Raw genomic sequence first — 16,823 nt, 5'->3', positions numbered from 1 at the left:
CCGCAGCCCCGCCAGTGGCTGGAGCAGGTGAGCGGCGAATCCCTGCAGGACAGCGGCTTGCACGAAGGCACCGACGGTTCGCATCCGTTGGCCCAGCAAGTGGTGATGTTGCGTCACTCGCGGCGTTTCGGCGAGGGCAGCGGCATCGGTCAACTGGCGCGACGGGTGAATCAGCAACTCCCGGTCGAGGCTCGCCAGTTACTGGACGCCAGAACCCATGGTGATGTGTTTTCGTTGCCGCTTCAGAACGAACACGACCGGAACCTTGAGCACCTGGTGCTCGATGGGCACGGCGTAGGCCCTCACGGATATCGACACTATCTGAGCGTCTTGCGCGATCGACGTCCGGCGAGCGGAACGCCGCTCGAGAGCCCGGGCTGGACCGACTGGGCGAGTGACGTCCTGCGGGCCTTCGATACCTTCCAGTTGTTGTGCGCAGTGCGCAAAGGGCCGTGGGGTGTCGAGGGGCTGAACCAGCGCATCACCGACGCGCTGCTCAAGGCGCGGCTGATCGAAAGCGATCAGCAATGGTACGAAGGCCGGCCGGTGCTGATGACCCGAAATGACTACGGTCTGGGGCTGATGAACGGTGACATCGGTATCGCCCTGAAACTGCCTGAGCGCGATGGGCCGGATGCCGGTAAGTCGGTGTTGCGAGTGGCGTTCCCGCGTAACGACGGGCGTGGCGGGGTGCGTTTCGTGCTGCCTAGCCGGCTCAACGATGTCGAGACCGTCTATGCGATGACTGTGCACAAGTCGCAGGGCTCGGAGTTTGCCCATACCGCGCTGATCCTGCCGGACGCCCTGAATCCCGTGTTGACCAAGGAGCTGATCTACACCGGAATTACCCGGGCCAAGGACTGGTTCACCTTGATCGAGCCTCGGAGCGGCGTGTTTGAAGAAGCGGTGCAGCGCAAGGTGAAGCGCCTGAGTGGACTGATGCTGGAACTGGAAGAAGGGGCGCCGCATTAAGGATGAAGGAGCTTTCAATTGCCGCCGATAATTGACCGACCGGTCAGAGGTCGTTGTATCGCTGGCGTTCCAGCGCTGTGCTATCGTTGCGGCATCATTTCGTAACGATCCAAGAGAATCCCTGCATGAAGGTGGCTGTCTGGGCGACAGAGCGCGTAGTTGGCTGCAAGCGGGCGTTGCTTGCCGGTGTGCTCTGTTTGCTCTCGGGTGTGGCCGCTGCCCAGACTCAACCCCCGGCGGGCATGGCCGAGCAGCGGGCCAAATCCGTCACCCAGGTTGTCCTCGGTATCCTCAGTTATGCGCGCTGGCCGGTAGAGCCGGCGCAATTGCGCCTGTGCATCGTCGGTCCAACCGAATACACCGACGACCTGGTCAAGGGTACGACCCAGGCCACGGGGCGTCCGGTCATCGTGCGTCGACTGTTGGCTGACAATCCGGCCATCGTCAGCGAGTGCGACGCGGTCTACATCGGCAAACTCACGACCGACGAACGCAGCCGGCTGTTCGCATCCCTGATCGGCCATCCGGTGCTGAGCATCAGCGAAGGCGGCGATCAATGCACGGTCGGCAGCCTGTTCTGCCTGCGGGTCGGCGATGAGCAAGTGTCGTTCGAGGTCAACCTCGACTCCGTCGCCCGCAGCGGCGTGCGCATTCATCCCAGCGTGCTGCAGTTGTCGCGCCGCAAACCGGCGGTGCCATGAGACGCGACAAATCCACAGGGCGCCCGACCCTCGGCTCGGTCATCGGCCGTGGCAACCTGATTGTGGCGCTGGTCGCCGTGGCAATGGCCAGTGTGTCGCTGACGCTGCTTGGGGTGTTGGCGCTGCGGGTCTATGCCGATCACAACCTGCACTTGATCGCCCGCTCGATCAGTTACACGGTGGAAGCTGCCGTGGTGTTCAACGACAAGGCCGCCGCGACCGAAGCGCTGGCGCTGATCGCCTCGACCGAAGAAGTGGCAGATGCCCAGGTGCTGGACACTCAAGGCCAGTTGCTCGCGCGCTGGCAGCGTCCGGAGAATGGCTTGTTTTCCGAACTGGAGATGCAGGTCGCGCGGGTCATTCTGGAAAAACCCATCAGCCTGCCGATCCTGCATCAGGATCGCGAAATCGGGCGCATTTTGCTGATCGGCCACGGCGGCAGCCTGATGCGCTTTCTGTTGAGCGGTCTGGCGGGGATTATTCTCTGCACGGCGATCAGCGCCTGGGTCGCGCTCTATCTGGCGCGTCGCCAGTTGCGCAGGATCATCGGCCCGTTGCACAGCCTGGCTGCAGTGGCGCATGCCGCCCGTAGCGAGCGGGCACTCGATCGACGGGTACCACGGGCAAAAATTGCCGAGCTCGACAACCTGGGCAATGACTTCAATGCCTTGCTCGATGAACTCGAAGACTGGCAAACCCACCTGCAAAGCGAGAACGAAACCCTCGCCCACCAGGCCAGTCACGACAGTCTCACCGGATTGCCGAACCGGGCCTTTTTCGAGGGTCGCCTGATCCGTGCGCTACGCAGCGCCCACAAGCAGAACGAGCGCGTGGCAGTGCTGTTTCTCGACAGCGACCGATTCAAGGACATCAACGACAGCTTCGGTCATGCCGCCGGCGATGCAGTGCTGGTGGCGGTAGCCAATCGGGTGCGGGCGCAGTTGCGTGAGGAAGATCTGGTGGCGCGTCTGGGCGGTGATGAATTTGCCGTTCTGCTGACACCCTTGCACAAGACCGAAGACGCCGAGCGCATTGCCGACAAGATCCTCGCCAGCATGGACATCCCGATTGCACTGCCCGGCGATAGCAGTGTCGTGACTTCGCTCAGTATCGGCATCGCCGTTTACCCCGATCATGGCGCCACGCCCGGCACCTTGCTCGATGCGGCGGATGCCGCGATGTACCAAGCCAAGCGCTTGTCGCGCGGCGCCCAATTCACGGCCGGGTCGGAGCACCCGGTCGATCCCGTTCAAACCAGGAGCTGATGCCCGTGTTCTCACTTTCCTTTCGACTGTTTTCCACCCTGTTGCTGACGGCCATGCTGGCCCTGACCGGTTGCCAGACTGCCCCGCAAAAAGGCCTGACGCCGGCCCAGGTCGCGGTCCTCAAGCAGCAAGGCTTCGAGTTGACCGATGACGGCTGGGAGTTCGGTCTGTCGGGAAAAGTGTTGTTTGGCAGCGATGTCGAAAGCCTGAACAAGCAAAGTACCGAAATCGTCGAGCGTATCGGCAAAGCGTTGCTGGGCGTCGGCATCGAGCGAGTGCGGGTCGATGGCCACACCGATGCTTCGGGCAAGGAAACCTACAACCAGCAGCTGTCACTGCGCCGCGCGAAAAGCGTCGGCAAAGTGCTGTCCGCGGTCGGCATGAAAGAAGAGAACATCCAGCTGCAAGGACTCGGCAGTCGCGAACCGGTGGCGTCCAACGACACCGCCGCCGGCCGCACCGAAAACCGCCGGGTGTCGATCGTGGTCAGCGCCGATTAATCGGCGAACTGCATTTCACGGGTCTCACCCATCAACAGACCCTGATTGCGCTCGGTCACCTCACGGATGTAATCCCACAACAGGGTGATCCGTTTCAACTTGCGCAGATCCTCCCGGCAGTACATCCAGAACTGCCGGGTGATGTCGATTTCTTCCGGCAACACCGGCAACAGGCGCGGATCCTGTGCCGCGAGGAAGCACGGCAGAATCGCCAATGAGCGCCCCTGCTGCGCAGCCACGAATTGCGCGATCACGCTGGTGCTGCGCAAATTGGCGCTGGCGCCGGGCAACACGTTCGCCAGATACAGCAGCTCCGAGCTGAACGCCAGGTCATCCACATAACTGATGAATTGATGCTTGCCCAGGTCGGCGGGGCGGCGGATCGGCGGGTGTTTGTCGAGATATTCCTGGGTCGCGTACAGCTGCAAGCGGTAGTCGCAGAGTTTGCAGCACACGTACGGCCCGTGCTCCGGGCGTTCGAGGGCGATGACGATGTCGGCCTCGCGTTTGGACAGGCTGATGAAGTGCGGCAGCGGCAGGATGTCCACCGAAATCGCCGGGTAGGCGTCGACGAAATGGCTCAGTTGCGGGGTGATGAAGAAGCTGCCGAACCCTTCGGTGCAGCCCATCCGCACATGCCCGGACAGGGCGACGCCGGAGCCGGAAACCTGCTCGCAGGCCATGTGCAGCGTGCTTTCGATCGACTCGGCATAACTCAGCAGGCGCTGGCCTTCGGCAGTCAGCACAAAACCGCTGGTGCGCGACTTTTCGAACAGCAAAGTGCCGAGCGCCGCTTCCAGCGAACTGATCCGTCGCGACACGGTGGTGTAGTCCACCGCCAGGCGTTTGGCCGCCGTGCTGGCCTTGCGGGTACGGGCGACTTCGAGGAAAAACTTGAGGTCGTCCCAGTTCAGCGAGCCTAGAGAGGTGATGTTTTTTTGCATGATGGACGGGCTTTTATGTGCGTTCTTATTAGAAGTTTGCACATCTATACTCCAAAAACCGTCCGACAACCAATTCGTGACACACGCCTCATCTCAAGGCGAACCTTTCGCCTTGGCTCCTAAGATAAAAACAAGTTCTGGAGACCAGCATGAACGCATCGCTTACGCCCAACGAAACCACGATCCAGAAGGTCAAGCTGCTGATCGACGGCGAGTGGGTCGAGTCGCAGACCACCGAGTGGCACGACATCGTCAACCCGGCGACCCAGCGGGTTCTGGCCAAGGTTCCGTTCGCCACCGCCGCTGAAGTCGACGCCGCCGTCAGCGCCGCACAGCGCGCCTTCCAGACCTGGAAACTGACCCCGATCGGCGCGCGCATGCGCATCATGCTCAAGCTGCAAGCGCTGATCCGCGAACATTCCAAACGCATCGCCGTGGTGCTGAGCGCCGAGCAGGGCAAGACCATTGCCGATGCCGAGGGCGATATTTTCCGTGGCCTGGAAGTGGTCGAGCACGCCTGCTCCATCGGCAGCCTGCAAATGGGCGAGTTCGCCGAGAACGTCGCCGGCGGCGTCGACACCTACACCCTGCGTCAGCCGATCGGCGTTTGCGCCGGCATCACCCCGTTCAACTTCCCGGCAATGATTCCGCTGTGGATGTTCCCGATGGCCATCGCCTGCGGCAACACCTTCGTGCTCAAGCCGTCCGAGCAGGATCCGCTGTCGACCCTGTTGCTGGTGGAACTGGCGATCGAAGCCGGCATTCCGGCCGGTGTTCTGAACGTCGTCCATGGTGGCAAAGACGTGGTCGATGGCCTGTGCACCCACAAAGACATCAAGGCCGTTTCGTTCGTCGGTTCGACCGCCGTCGGCACCCACGTTTATGACCTGGCCGGTAAACACGGCAAGCGCGTGCAATCGATGATGGGCGCGAAGAACCATGCGGTGGTGTTGCCGGATGCCAATCGCGAGCAAGCGCTCAATGCCTTGGTCGGCGCCGGTTTCGGTGCGGCCGGTCAGCGTTGCATGGCCACCTCGGTGGTGGTACTGGTGGGTGCGGCCAAACAATGGTTGCCGGATCTGAAAGCGCTGGCGCAGAAACTCAAGGTCAACGCCGGCAACGAGCCGGGCACCGATGTCGGCCCGGTCATTTCGAAAAAGGCTAAGGCGCGGATTCTCGATCTGATCGAAAGCGGCATCAAGGAAGGCGCGAAACTCGAGCTGGACGGTCGCGACATCAACGTGCCGGGCTACGAGAAAGGCAACTTCGTCGGCCCGACCCTGTTTTCCGGGGTGACCACCGACATGCAGATCTACACCCAGGAAATCTTCGGCCCGGTGCTGGTGGTGCTGGAAGTCGATACTCTCGATCAGGCCATCGCGCTGGTCAACGCCAACCCGTTCGGCAATGGCACTGGCCTGTTCACCCAGAGCGGTGCGGCGGCGCGCAAATTCCAGACTGAAATCGACGTCGGTCAGGTCGGCATCAACATCCCGATTCCGGTGCCGGTACCGTTCTTCAGCTTCACCGGTTCGCGCGGTTCGAAACTTGGCGACCTCGGCCCGTACGGCAAGCAAGTGGTGCAGTTCTACACCCAGACCAAAACGGTCACGGCGCGCTGGTTCGATGACGACAGCGTCAACGACGGCGTGAACACCACCATCAACCTGCGCTGAGGAATGGCCATGAAAATCGCATTTATCGGTCTGGGCAACATGGGCGCGCCGATGGCGCGCAACCTGATCAAGGCCGGGCACTCGCTGAATCTGGTGGACCTGAACAAAACCGTGCTGGCGGAACTCGAGCAACTGGGCGGCACTATCCGCGCTTCGGCTCGCGAAGCCGCTGAAGATGCAGAACTGGTGATCACCATGCTGCCCGCCGCCGTGCATGTACGTGGCGTCTGGCTCGGTGAAGACGGTGTTCTCGCCGGGATCGGTAAAGGCGTGCCGGCAGTGGATTGCAGCACCATCGATCCGCAGACTGCGCGCGATGTAGCTGCGGCGGCTGCCAAACAAGGCGTGGTCATGGCCGATGCCCCGGTGTCCGGTGGTACCGGCGGTGCCACGGCCGGGACGCTGACCTTCATGGTCGGTGCTACTCCGGAACTGTTCGCCACCCTGCAACCGGTGCTGGCGCAGATGGGCCGCAACATCGTGCATTGCGGTGAGGTCGGCACCGGGCAGATCGCCAAGATCTGCAACAACCTGTTGCTCGCCATTTCGATGGTCGGCGTCAGCGAGGCGATGGCGCTGGGCGATGCGCTGGGCATCGACACCACGGTGCTCGCCGGGATCATCAACAGCTCGACCGGTCGTTGCTGGAGTTCGGAAATGTACAACCCATGGCCGGGCATCGTCGAAACGGCGCCGGCCTCGCGCGGCTACACCGGCGGCTTCGGCGCCGAGCTGATGCTCAAGGATCTGGGGCTGGCCACCGAAGCGGCACGTCAGGCCCATCAGCCGGTGGTGCTGGGCGCGGTGGCGCAGCAGTTGTATCAGGCGATGAGTCAGCGCGGGGAAGGGGGCAAGGACTTCTCGGCGATCATCAACAGCTATCGCAAGCCGCAGTAATCGTCGTCAGGCCTGCGCTCGTCGCAGGTCTGCAATTCAGATGCAGTAGGTGTTGCCGGGAAATCACGTCGGGTGGTTTCCCGGCTTTTTTGTATCAGGCGAACACGAAATATTTGCGCACGGTCTCGACCACTTCCCAGGTGCCCTTCATGCCCGGCTCGACCACGAAGATGTCGCCGGCGCGCAGGTGAATCGGCTCCATGCCGTCCGGGGTAATCACGCAGTAGCCTTCCTGGAAATGGCAGTACTCCCACTTCACGTAGTCCACCCGCCACTTGCCCGGCGTGCAGATCCAGGTGCCCATGATCTTGCTGCCGTCTTCGCTGGTGTAGGCGTTGAGGTTGACGGTGTGCGGGTCGCCCTCGAGTTTTTCCCATTTGCAGGCGTCGAGTACGGGCAGGGGATGGGTGTCGCGCAAAACGGTGATAGGTGCGGGCATGACGGCTCCAGGCCAGAGGGGAGTTGGAGCCGTCACCGTAGCCTTCGCGGGTGCTGTCGGAATGTCTGGGGTCGACCTCCAGATGCCTGTAAGCGCTGGCGCAGATCTGGGTAAAAAACTGGATTTGCACCATTGCCGTGCATACATGACGGTTTTAATACAAGCGTGCACCATAAAAGTTCAATCAATTTTTAGACTAAAACGAGATAACCATTCTGACACCTATTGCAAAACAAAATCGTCTGTACTATAACATTCGTACTAAAGGACTATTCCTCGGAAGGGAGCTCCATCTGAGTCACGGACAGACTTGAATCGGCTTTTTCTCATCTCGATAACTGACTTGGTCTTCGGCGCAAGTGTGAACTTCTATCTGTCGTTAATGAATAATGACAGTTGAATGAACCGGTCAGTTAATAAGTGGCGCGGACGCAATGTCTCGCGTGCTTTGAGTAGAAGCCTTAAATAAACAGTTAATTATTATTTTGTGCACTGGCGGATTTATATCTGCGGGATACGCACGCCTATCGAATTTTTATGTGCCCGGCATCAATGGAATGAGGCTTTATTGTGGACGACATAAACGTAATTGAAGTTTCGACAAATGTTGATAGTGCGAGTGAACTTGGCCGGCACGTCTGGGTGCGTGCCGGCAGTCGCCTGACACATGTGCAGATCAGTGATGACTGCTTCATCGGCTTCAGGTGCGATTTGCAGTATGCGTCCATCGGTAAATCCAGCATGCTCGCCACCGGTGCGCAGTGCCTGGGGACGGCGCAGTCGCCGGTTCGGATTGCCGAAAATGTCTGGCTGGGCGCCAAGGCCACCGTGGGTGCCGGTGTTTCCATCGGTGCCGGGGCCGTGGTGGCGGCTGGCGCGTTGGTGACAGCGGATGTGCCGCCGGACGCAATCGTCGTCGGTCGTCCGGCGCGGGTCATTGCTCAGCGCAGCGTGGTCGAGGACGGCCGGCCGAGCCCGGAACCGGTGCTGGCCAAAGTCCGGGAACGGGCGCGTCAGGGCTTGCCGTCGATGCTCGATCGGTCCACGCAGTCGGTCGCGCGGCTCAAGTCGCTGAACCCCGACACCCTGACCTGGGACATCAGCGACAACGCCCTGATCGATGCCGAATTGCGCGGCGGAGCGTCGGTGGAAATCGCCCGGGACTGCATTCTGATCGGGCGCAGCAACCGTCAGGGCGGCATGTCGCAACTGGGCGGTATCGAATTGGGCACCGGCGTGCGACTGGCTGCCGGTGTGGTTATCGAGGCGGCCGGCGGCGTATCCGTCGGTGCCTTCAGCGAGTTGTCCGAGGGGGTCACGATCGTGGCCTCCACCCATGATCATTCATTCCGCTCACTGCCCTGGGAGGAGGCACCGGTGCGCATTGGAAGTCGTTGCGTTATTGGCGAGGGCGCCATCTTGGTAGGTCCACTGAGTATTGGTGACGGTGCCGTTATCAAGCCGTACTCGGTGGTTATAAGGGATGTATTGGAAAACACTGTGGTTCATGGCGTTGTTCAACTAATGGAGATTCAAGAATGATTTTATTTGCCCCCAATCCAACCGGTTCCGGTCACAACATGCGCGCGCTGTCCATCGCTCAGGCGATCAAGAAACAGCGTCCGGACATGCCATTGACCGTGGCCCTGGCTTCCTTGCAGCCGACCTTTACGCCGATGTTCGAAAAGTCTGGCGTAGAAGTTGTGGATATTGCCGGTCGTTTGGTCGATTACTCGAAAAAGAGCAACTTGTCGAAAGAACTCGACTGGAATAATTACATTGGCGGTTATATCGCCAATACCTTCTTGTCCGGTGAGCGGATTCTGTCTTACCTGGCCCTGATCGCCGAATACAAACCGACCGCTCTGGTGTCGGACTACAACATGGCCGCCTGCCTGGCCGCGATTTTCAGTGGTACGCCGCTGGTGTTCGTCACCGAGCGCTACGACTTCACCCTGTGCCAGCTCGAAGACCATGACCTGGCCGACGGCGGTTTCGAGGTCAACGCGCTGGAAATGGCACGGGCCCGCACCGCGTTGCACAGTCAGTTCAACTGGATGATCAATCAGAGCCAACTGGTGCTGACCGACAAACCGTACGTGGCTTCCCTCGATCAGGGCACGCCGGTGGCCGAAGCGCTGGTCAGCGGCAAGGCGCATTTCGTCGGCCCGATGATCCGCGACATCAATGTGCAGACCGGCTTGAACGTGCGCGAGCAACTGAACCTCGGCGACTCGCCGTTCATTGTGGCTTCGATCAGCGGCACCACGATGTTTGCCCAGAACAAAGACGCGCTGCTTGCCGCCTATCTGGACAGCTTCAAGATCCTGCGCGAGCGCAATCCGGAACTGAAACTGGTGCTGCTGGGCCGTCAGGATATCCAGGCTCAGGACGGGGTCGTCTGCGTGCCGTACTACCCGGACTGGATGGGCCTGCTGCGCGAAGCCAGCCTGCTGATTTCGGCGCCGGGCTGGATCACCGTGACGGAAATCGCCGCACTGCAGATTCCGACGCTGTTCGTGCTGCCGTCCAAGTCCGAGTACCACGAACTCGAGGCGCTGCGCCGTCTGGAGCTGCTGGGTTTCCCGACGCATCTGGGCCACGACCGCGATGCGATCGTCGAGCTGATCCAGGGCGAACTGGAAAAGGACACCGATGCTTCGACCTACTACGCACCGCATCAGCAAGTGGCCGCACCGGATGGCGAAGGTGCCGCCCGCGCCGCGACGCGCATCATCGAGTTGTGCCAGGGCAGCGTTGTGTCGCTGACCGAAAGCAAAGCCGCTTAACCTCAAGGAAGAGGGATTCACCATGTCACTGCATCCGCAGTTTCTATTTGATCAAGGCCTCAAGGACATCGACCACGGCGGCTTTTTCGCCGTGACCGATGCCAGTGGCGAGGTTGCGATTTCCAGCGACAAGCAGTTGCAGGATCAGGTCGCCGCGACGCTTTATCAGGCCGAGCACGGCGACGATGTCGAACTGCGTTTTGCCCATGACGGGCTGATGCGTTTGCATGATGCGTCGAATGGCGGTTTCCACGAACTGGCCGACCGCTACTGGACGCCGCACGGCTCCGGGCGCTGCCGCACGCTGGCGCTGCAACTGGACGCGCTGGCGGCATTGATTGCCTATCAGCGCCGGGTGCCGCAGGACGCAGCGAACAATGCCGCGATCCACGGCCTGCTGGAAAAGGTCGAAGCGATCTACGCTCGGTCCACGGTCGCCGGCCTGTACAGCAGCGACTGGTCGACTCCGCTGGAGCTGGCGACCTCGATCGATCTCGACATCAGCGCCACGGCCTTGCTCGCGCGAATCGACAATCAGCCGTTGGGTCTCGGATTGGTCGGGCACTTGCAGATTCATGCAGAAAACCTGATTGGCCGGGTGGCCGGCAGCGACAGCCAATCCTGTGTCGATGTGGCGCTGACCCGTTGCGGTGTGCGGGCTCAAGTCAGCCTGGTGCTGGCGCAACTGGCTGATGCGCGCGACGAAAATGCGTTGTCGAATCTGGCTCGTTCATTCCTGCTGCAAACCCTGGCGCTGTTCCGCGATCCGGCGTACGGCGGGTATTGGGATCGGGTCGGGATCAACGGCAAAGTGCGTTGCGACTGGCACACCTCGTACAAAAATCACGAGTCGCCATTTCCGATCAAGACCGCCTACGACGTGGCGTTGCTGTTGCAGGCGATTCAGGCCTTGCCGTCCGGCGCGAGCGAAGCGGATCGGGCTTCGGTGACAGCAGCGTTGCTGGAGTTTCACGACGCCCGCAATGGCGGGCTGTTCATGGGCAAGGGCTATTTCTGGTCGACGCCGGATGACCCGACCGTGCCGTTCATTCGGCAGTTCTGGGCGCCGCCGCGTCAGCCGGGGATCTTCAGCATCGGCAACCTGACGTACCTGCCGTTGCACCTGAAGAGCCTGAAAACCCAGCTCGCTGCGGCCCACGCCTTGCAGTCCATCGAACCGGCCGCTGCCGTCACTCATCATGACGATGCGGCGTTGGTAAATCGTGAGCTGCAAGTGATCGATGGCAGTGGTGATGTGCAGCGCATTCACCCGAATGGCGTGCCGACCATCAATGTTGATCTGCAGCGCTATCTGGCGTGGCTGGCCAAGGCCCGGGCATCGAACGAAACGCCTTACGGGCTGACCGCCGAAACCGCGCCGCTGGGGTTCCGCGCCGACAAGACCTGGCAGGTTTTTTCCGGGTTGCACGTGATCTCGGACTTGCACGCGCTGGGTCTGCTAATCGAAAACAAGGCCAGCCTGATCGATTGCATCAGGGCTTCGCAAAACACCGATGGCGGATTCGCCGAACAGCCGGGTCATCTGAGCGATGTGTTCGCGACCTACTGCGCGGTGCTGTCGCTGCGAGTGCTGGGCGCGTTGCCGAACGATATCGGCGGTTGCGTGCGTTACCTGCAAGCGTGCCAAAACCCCGATGGCGGATTCGGCGATGTGCCGGGTTTCGGCTCGGATATCTGGCACACCAATCTGGCGGTGCTGTCGCTGCACGCGCTGGAAGCCAAGGCGCCGGACGAGCTGGGCGTGATGGCGTTTGCCTTGCGCTGCCGCTCGGCCGACGGTGGTTTCGCCAACAAGCCGGGATATCCGCCGGACGCGTTTTCGGTGTACCGCGTGGTGTCGACGCTGTTCATTCTCAACCGACGCATCGTCGATGCCGAACAGACCGTCGCCTGGCTGCAAAAGCTGCAACTGGCCAACGGCTCGTTCCATTACCGGCCGGGCAAAGCGGTCAGTCTGGTGGGCACTTACATGGCCATCGCGGCGATGTATCTGCTTGACGCGCAGCCGACGTATTTGCAGGAATCGAAAGACTGGATCGCTTCGCATCAGAAGCAGGACGGTGGATTCGGCCCGCTCAATGCGACCTCGGCAACCACCGACGAAAGCTTCGTCTGCATCCAGACGCTGCTGATTCTCGAACAAGGGCTATCGCAATATTGGGTGGCGTTGTTGAACTGACCCGCACACAGCATCGAAGGACGTTAAGTCATCATTTTGCCAGGGGAGGCGCTGATGAAAATTTTAGTGACAGGGGGCGCGGGCTTCATTGGCTCGGCCGTGGTGCGGTTTCTGATTGAAGAGACCGAATGTGAAGTGATCAACGTCGACAAACTGACCTACGCCGGCAACCTTGAATCGCTGGCCGATGTGTCCGATTCGCCGCGTTACCGGTTCTGTCAGGTCGACATCTGCGACAAGCCGGCGCTGGACGAACTGTTCGCGCGCCTGCAACCGGATGCGGTGATGCACCTGGCCGCCGAGTCCCACGTGGACCGCTCGATCGATGGCCCGCAAGCCTTCATCGAAACCAACATCGTTGGCACCTACACGATGCTCGAAGCGGCGCGTGGTTACTGGAACCGACTGGACGCGTCGCGTCAGGCGGAGTTCCGTTTCCATCATATTTCCACCGATGAAGTGTACGGCGACCTGGAGCCCGAAGATCCGGCGTTCACCGAGCGCACGCCGTATGCGCCAAGTTCGCCGTACTCGGCGACCAAGGCCGGTTCCGATCATCTGGTCCGCGCCTGGCATCGCACGTTCGGCCTGCCGGTGGTGATGAGCAATTGCTCGAACAATTACGGCCCGTACCACTTCCCGGAAAAACTGATTCCTCACGTCATTCTCAATGCGCTGCAAGGCAAGCCGTTGCCGGTTTACGGCGATGGCGCGCAGATTCGCGACTGGCTGTTCGTCGAGGATCACGCCCGCGCCCTGTATGCGGTGGTCACGCGCGGTGAGGTCGGGCAGACCTACAACATCGGCGGCCACAACGAGAAGACCAACCTGGAAGTGGTGCAAACCCTATGCGATTTGCTTGAGGCACGCGGCGCGGAAAAGCCGGCGGATGTTGCGCACTTCCGCGACCTGATCACCTTCGTCAAGGATCGTCCGGGCCATGACAAACGCTACGCGGTCGATGCCGGAAAAATCCACGCGACGCTGGGCTGGACGCCGCAGGAAACCTTCGAAAGCGGCATGCAGAAAACCGTCGACTGGTATCTGGACAACCGCGCCTGGTGGGTGCGGGTGATGTCCGGTGCCTACGCGCTGGAGCGCCTCGGCGAGCAACGCGACGAAGCCCTCGTGGCCTGAACATTCAGTCATTCAAATCTCACTGCTTGAAAGGAAAAAAGCATGGCCAAGTACAAAGGAATTCTGCTGGCGGGCGGTGCCGGTTCGCGTCTGCACCCGATCACCCTGGGCGTCTCCAAACAGTCGCTGCCGGTGTATGACAAACCGATGATCTACTACCCGCTGTCGGTGCTGATGCTGGCGGAAATCCGCGAGATCCTGATCATCTCCACCCCGGAAGATTTGCCGGGCTTTCAGCGCATGCTCGGCGACGGCAGCCAGTTGGGCCTGAGCCTGAGCTACGCGGTACAACCGAGCCCGGACGGTCTCGCTCAAGCGTTCATCATAGGTCGCGAATTCGTCGGTGAAGACAACGTCTGCCTGGTGCTCGGCGACAACATTTTTTACGGCGCCGGCTTCGGTGAAACCCTGCTGCAAGCGGCGGCTCGTGATGAAGGCGCGACAGTGTTCGGTTACTACGTGGCCGATCCCGAGCGCTTTGGCGTAGTGGAATTCGATGCTGCCGGCAAGGCCCTGAGCATCTGCGAAAAGCCGAGCGATCCGAAGTCCAACTACGCGGTCACCGGCCTGTATTTCTACGACAACGAAGTGCTGCAAATTGCCGCTGACATCAAGCCGTCGCCGCGCGGCGAGCTGGAGATTACCGACGTCAACAACGTCTACCTGCAACGCGGAAAACTGAACGTGTCGGTGATGGGCCGTGGCATGGCCTGGCTGGATACCGGCACCCACGATGCGTTGATGGAAGCGGGCAATTTCGTCCAGGCCATCGAGAAACGCCAGGGCCTGAAAATTGCCTGCCTCGAAGAGATCGCCTACAACAAGGGCTGGATCGACGACGCGCAATTGCTGGTGCACGCGGGTAGCATGAGCAAGACCGGTTACGGTCAGTATCTGGCCCGTTTGATCCACGATGATGTGGTGGTGGCGATGGATGCGCAACGCCCGTTGAAAGGCGCTGCCTGATCAAGTGTGGGAGCGAGCCTGCTCGCTCCCACAGGGTCAGTGGCCGGTCACGCTGTCGAGTTGGGCAGCTTTGACCGTGGCGCTCGGTTCGGCCGAGAGGGTTTGCAAACGGGCCAGGCGATTGGCGTGAGTCGGCGCTTCGGCCGCCAGCGGGGAGCGGCGTTTGCGGGTTTCTTCACGCAGCACCGGCAGCACTTCCTTGCCGAACATGTCGAGTTGTTCCAGCACGGTCTTCAGCGGAATGCCGCCATGGTCGAACAGGAACAGCTGGCGCTGATAGTCGCCGAAGTACTCGCGGAAGGTCAGGGTCTTGTCGATGATTTCCTGAGGGCTGCCGACGGCCAGCGGGGTCATTTCCATGAATTCTTCCAGGGATGGACCGTGGCCGTAAACCGGGGCGTTGTCGAAGTAGGGACGGAATTCACGGCGCGCATCCTGCGAGTTGCGACGCATGAAAATGTGCCCGCCGAGACCGACGATCGCCTGCTCCGGCGTGCCGTGACCGTAATGGGCAAACCGCGCGCGGTAGAACTCCACCAGCGCCATGAAATGCTCACGGGGCCAGAGGATGTGGCTGGCGAAAAAACCGTCACCGTAATACGCCGCCTGTTCGGCGATTTCCGGGGTGCGGATCGAGCCGTGCCAGACGAAGGGCGGCAGGTCATCGAGGGGCCTCGGGATCGAGGTGAAGTTTTTCAGCGGGGTGCGAAAGCGTCCGCTCCAGTTGAGGTCTTCTTCGCGCCAGAGCCGGTGCAGCAGGCGATAGTTTTCCATCGCCAGTGGCAGACCGTCGGCGATGCTCTTGCCGAACCAGGGATAGACCGGCGCGGTGTTGCCCCGGCCGAGCATCAGGTCCATGCGGCCGCCGCAGAGGTTTTGCAGCAGCGAATATTCTTCGGCCAGGCGCACCGGATCGTTGGTGCTGATCAGGGTGGTGGACGTCGAGAGAATGATGCGTTGGGTCTTGGCTGCGATGTAGGCCAGCAGCGTGGTGGGAGAGGAGGTGATGAACGGGGGATTGTGGTGTTCGCCGGTGGCGAACACGTCGAGTCCGATGTCTTCAGCCTTCTGCGCAATTTGCAGGGTGGCCTGGATGCGCTCGGATTCGCTGGGGGTACGGGCGTTGGTAGGGTCTTGTGTGACGTCGCCAACGGTGTAGATCCCGAATTGCATAAAGCCTCCTTGCCTTGGGTAAAGGTGTGTTTGAAACCCTTGCCGCGAAGAATGAATCATCGCGGCACTTGAAATGTACGCCTGTACACGTACAATCGCAAACATGGGTCATTGCACAAACGGATTTGAAGACCTCATCGAGAGAGGAGCGCGACATGGAACTGGGATTTATCGGTCTGGGCACGATGGGCGCACCGATGGTGCTGAACCTGCTGAAAGCCGGGCATCGGGTCCGCGTGTGGAATCGTTCGTCGGCACCGCTGGAAGCACTGGCTGCGGCCGGCGCCGAACCTGTCGAGACACCGGCACTGGCGGCGCAGGCCGAGGTGCTGATTTCGATGCTCGGCGATGACACGGCAATCCGCTCGGTGTTCTTCGACGCCAAGGCGCTGGACGGTCTGCGGGCCGGCAGCGTTCACGTCAACATGTCCACGGTGTCCGTGGCGCTGGCCAAAGAACTGGCGACCGAGCATGAAGCACGCGGCGTCGGTTACGTGTCGGCACCGGTGCTGGGGCGAGTCGATGTGGCGGCTGCCGGCAATCTGAACATTCTCGCCTCGGGGCCCGCCGAAGCACTGGCCCGGGTTCAGCCGCTGTTCGACGTGCTGGGGCGCAAGACCTGGACGTTTGGCGACACGGCTGAAGTGGCCTGCGCCGCCAAACTGTCGGCCAACCTGATGATCGCGTCGGCAATCGAGTCCCTGGCCGAAGCCTCGACCCTGGCCGGCGGTTACGGCATCAGTCGCGAGGCGTTCATCGAAATGATCACCTCGACTCTGTTCGCCGTGCCGGTCTATCAGGGCTACGGCAAGTTGATGGTCGATGAAACATTCGAGCCGGCCGGTTTCAAGTTGTCGCTGGGTCTCAAGGACGTACGCCTGGCGCTGGAAGCCGGGGAGGCTGCCCAAGTGCCGCTGCCGTTTGCCAGCGTGTTGAAGGACAACCTGCTGGACGGCATGGCCCATGGTCAGGCCGATCAGGACTGGGCCTCACTGTCGAAAGTCAGTGATCGGCGCGCCGGCGTGAAGTAATCAAAAGATTCAAGCAACGTAACTTGTTAACAAGTTACGTTGGCCTCTTGCGCCTTGCGTAATTGTCGGACAGCGATTGCTCTTTTATTGGGAAATGAAAGAAGTCTGATAATAGTGCTTGTCAAATGTACGA

Annotated in this window: 15 protein-coding genes; 12 read left to right on the top strand and 3 right to left on the bottom strand. The window is 60.9% G+C overall.

Annotation, left to right across the window (positions count from 1 at the left end):
- From PMI24_RS11265 to PMI24_RS11250, 4 genes are all read left to right on the top strand, one after another.
- Positions 1-972, top strand: a 972-nt coding sequence (locus PMI24_RS11265; protein WP_007953872.1) for an ATP-binding domain-containing protein, incomplete at its 5' end; no start/stop codon positions are given.
- A 125-nt stretch (positions 973-1,097) separates the two neighbouring features.
- Entirely contained in the window at positions 1,098-1,673 is a 576-nt protein-coding gene (locus PMI24_RS11260) for a YfiR family protein (RefSeq protein WP_007953870.1), read from the top strand.
- Positions 1,670-2,938: a diguanylate cyclase domain-containing protein gene (locus PMI24_RS11255; protein ID WP_007953868.1), complete on the top strand. Its 1,269-nt coding sequence runs from the start codon at positions 1,670-1,672 to the stop codon at positions 2,936-2,938. Before PMI24_RS11260 ends, PMI24_RS11255 begins: the two co-directional genes overlap by 4 nt.
- A complete protein-coding gene (locus PMI24_RS11250; protein WP_443200794.1) occupies positions 2,938-3,438 on the top strand; it encodes an OmpA family protein in 501 nt (166 codons plus the stop codon). Before PMI24_RS11255 ends, PMI24_RS11250 begins: the two co-directional genes overlap by 1 nt.
- Here the strand turns inward: PMI24_RS11250 and PMI24_RS11245 are convergent.
- Positions 3,435-4,382 carry a LysR family transcriptional regulator gene (locus PMI24_RS11245; RefSeq protein ID WP_007953866.1) on the bottom strand — a complete coding sequence of 316 codons (948 nt, stop codon included), beginning with the start codon at positions 4,380-4,382 and terminating at the stop codon, positions 3,435-3,437. The two genes, PMI24_RS11250 and PMI24_RS11245, sit on opposite strands and share 4 nt — an antisense overlap.
- A gap of 149 nt (positions 4,383-4,531) precedes the next feature.
- On the opposite strand from PMI24_RS11245, the gene PMI24_RS11240 reads away from it, so the two are divergent.
- Both PMI24_RS11240 and mmsB read left to right on the top strand, forming a co-directional pair.
- Positions 4,532-6,058: a CoA-acylating methylmalonate-semialdehyde dehydrogenase gene (locus tag PMI24_RS11240; RefSeq protein WP_007953865.1), complete on the top strand. Its 1,527-nt coding sequence runs from the start codon at positions 4,532-4,534 to the stop codon at positions 6,056-6,058.
- 9 nt (positions 6,059-6,067) lie between these two features.
- Positions 6,068-6,955 carry a 3-hydroxyisobutyrate dehydrogenase gene (gene mmsB / locus PMI24_RS11235; protein WP_007953864.1) on the top strand — a complete coding sequence of 296 codons (888 nt, stop codon included), beginning with the start codon at positions 6,068-6,070 and terminating at the stop codon, positions 6,953-6,955.
- A 94-nt stretch (positions 6,956-7,049) separates the two neighbouring features.
- Here the strand turns inward: mmsB and PMI24_RS11230 are convergent, their stop codons facing one another.
- Entirely contained in the window at positions 7,050-7,394 is a 345-nt protein-coding gene (locus PMI24_RS11230; protein WP_007953863.1) for a cupin domain-containing protein, read from the bottom strand.
- A 642-nt stretch (positions 7,395-8,036) separates the two neighbouring features.
- Between PMI24_RS11230 and PMI24_RS11225 the strand changes: the two genes are divergently transcribed.
- Genes PMI24_RS11225 through rfbA form a run of 5 tightly spaced genes read left to right on the top strand, consistent with a single transcriptional unit; the run spans position 8,037 to position 14,486 of the window.
- Entirely contained in the window at positions 8,037-8,936 is a 900-nt protein-coding gene (locus PMI24_RS11225; protein ID WP_238553819.1) for an acyltransferase, read from the top strand.
- Positions 8,933-10,183 (top strand): hypothetical protein, encoded by a 1,251-nt coding sequence (locus PMI24_RS11220; RefSeq protein WP_007953861.1) that lies wholly within the window; start codon positions 8,933-8,935, stop codon positions 10,181-10,183. Before PMI24_RS11225 ends, PMI24_RS11220 begins: the two co-directional genes overlap by 4 nt.
- 22 nt (positions 10,184-10,205) lie before the next feature.
- Positions 10,206-12,383, top strand: coding sequence for a prenyltransferase/squalene oxidase repeat-containing protein (locus tag PMI24_RS11215; protein WP_007953859.1), 2,178 nt, complete (start codon positions 10,206-10,208; stop codon positions 12,381-12,383).
- 54 nt (positions 12,384-12,437) lie between these two features.
- Positions 12,438-13,520, top strand: coding sequence for a dTDP-glucose 4,6-dehydratase (gene rfbB / locus PMI24_RS11210; RefSeq protein WP_007953858.1), 1,083 nt, complete (start codon positions 12,438-12,440; stop codon positions 13,518-13,520).
- 42 nt (positions 13,521-13,562) lie between these two features.
- Entirely contained in the window at positions 13,563-14,486 is a 924-nt protein-coding gene (gene rfbA / locus PMI24_RS11205) for a glucose-1-phosphate thymidylyltransferase RfbA (protein WP_007953857.1), read from the top strand.
- Positions 14,487-14,522: 36 nt separating this feature from the next.
- Here the strand turns inward: rfbA and PMI24_RS11200 are convergent, their stop codons facing one another.
- Entirely contained in the window at positions 14,523-15,659 is a 1,137-nt protein-coding gene (locus tag PMI24_RS11200) for an LLM class flavin-dependent oxidoreductase (protein ID WP_007953856.1), read from the bottom strand.
- Positions 15,660-15,685: 26 nt separating this feature from the next.
- Between PMI24_RS11200 and PMI24_RS11195 the strand changes: the two genes are divergently transcribed.
- Positions 15,686-16,690 carry an NAD(P)-dependent oxidoreductase gene (locus PMI24_RS11195; RefSeq protein WP_262158269.1) on the top strand — a complete coding sequence of 335 codons (1,005 nt, stop codon included), beginning with the start codon at positions 15,686-15,688 and terminating at the stop codon, positions 16,688-16,690.
- The last annotated feature ends 133 nt before the right edge of the window (positions 16,691-16,823 follow it).

The sequence above is a fragment of the Pseudomonas sp. GM25 genome (genome assembly GCF_000282255.1).
Lineage (GTDB): Bacteria > Pseudomonadota > Gammaproteobacteria > Pseudomonadales > Pseudomonadaceae > Aquipseudomonas > Aquipseudomonas aphyarum.
Note: the sequence above shows the minus strand (reverse complement) of the source record. Positions and strands in the feature narration are given on the sequence as shown.

What these genes read in the sequence shown, in the direction of transcription:
- PMI24_RS11260 (WP_007953870.1), top strand. Translation starts at nt 1,098, where the DNA reads ATGAAGGTGGCTGTCTGGGCGACAGAGCGCGTAGTTGGCTGCAAGCGG.
- PMI24_RS11255 (WP_007953868.1), top strand. Translation starts at nt 1,670, where the DNA reads ATGAGACGCGACAAATCCACAGGGCGCCCGACCCTCGGCTCGGTCATC.
- PMI24_RS11250 (WP_443200794.1), top strand. Translation starts at nt 2,938, where the DNA reads ATGCCCGTGTTCTCACTTTCCTTTCGACTGTTTTCCACCCTGTTGCTG.
- PMI24_RS11245 (WP_007953866.1), bottom strand. Translation starts at nt 4,382, where the DNA reads ATGCAAAAAAACATCACCTCTCTAGGCTCGCTGAACTGGGACGACCTC.
- PMI24_RS11240 (WP_007953865.1), top strand. Translation starts at nt 4,532, where the DNA reads ATGAACGCATCGCTTACGCCCAACGAAACCACGATCCAGAAGGTCAAG.
- mmsB (WP_007953864.1), top strand. Translation starts at nt 6,068, where the DNA reads ATGAAAATCGCATTTATCGGTCTGGGCAACATGGGCGCGCCGATGGCG.
- PMI24_RS11230 (WP_007953863.1), bottom strand. Translation starts at nt 7,394, where the DNA reads ATGCCCGCACCTATCACCGTTTTGCGCGACACCCATCCCCTGCCCGTA.
- PMI24_RS11220 (WP_007953861.1), top strand. Translation starts at nt 8,933, where the DNA reads ATGATTTTATTTGCCCCCAATCCAACCGGTTCCGGTCACAACATGCGC.
- PMI24_RS11215 (WP_007953859.1), top strand. Translation starts at nt 10,206, where the DNA reads ATGTCACTGCATCCGCAGTTTCTATTTGATCAAGGCCTCAAGGACATC.
- rfbB (WP_007953858.1), top strand. Translation starts at nt 12,438, where the DNA reads ATGAAAATTTTAGTGACAGGGGGCGCGGGCTTCATTGGCTCGGCCGTG.
- rfbA (WP_007953857.1), top strand. Translation starts at nt 13,563, where the DNA reads ATGGCCAAGTACAAAGGAATTCTGCTGGCGGGCGGTGCCGGTTCGCGT.
- PMI24_RS11200 (WP_007953856.1), bottom strand. Translation starts at nt 15,659, where the DNA reads ATGCAATTCGGGATCTACACCGTTGGCGACGTCACACAAGACCCTACC.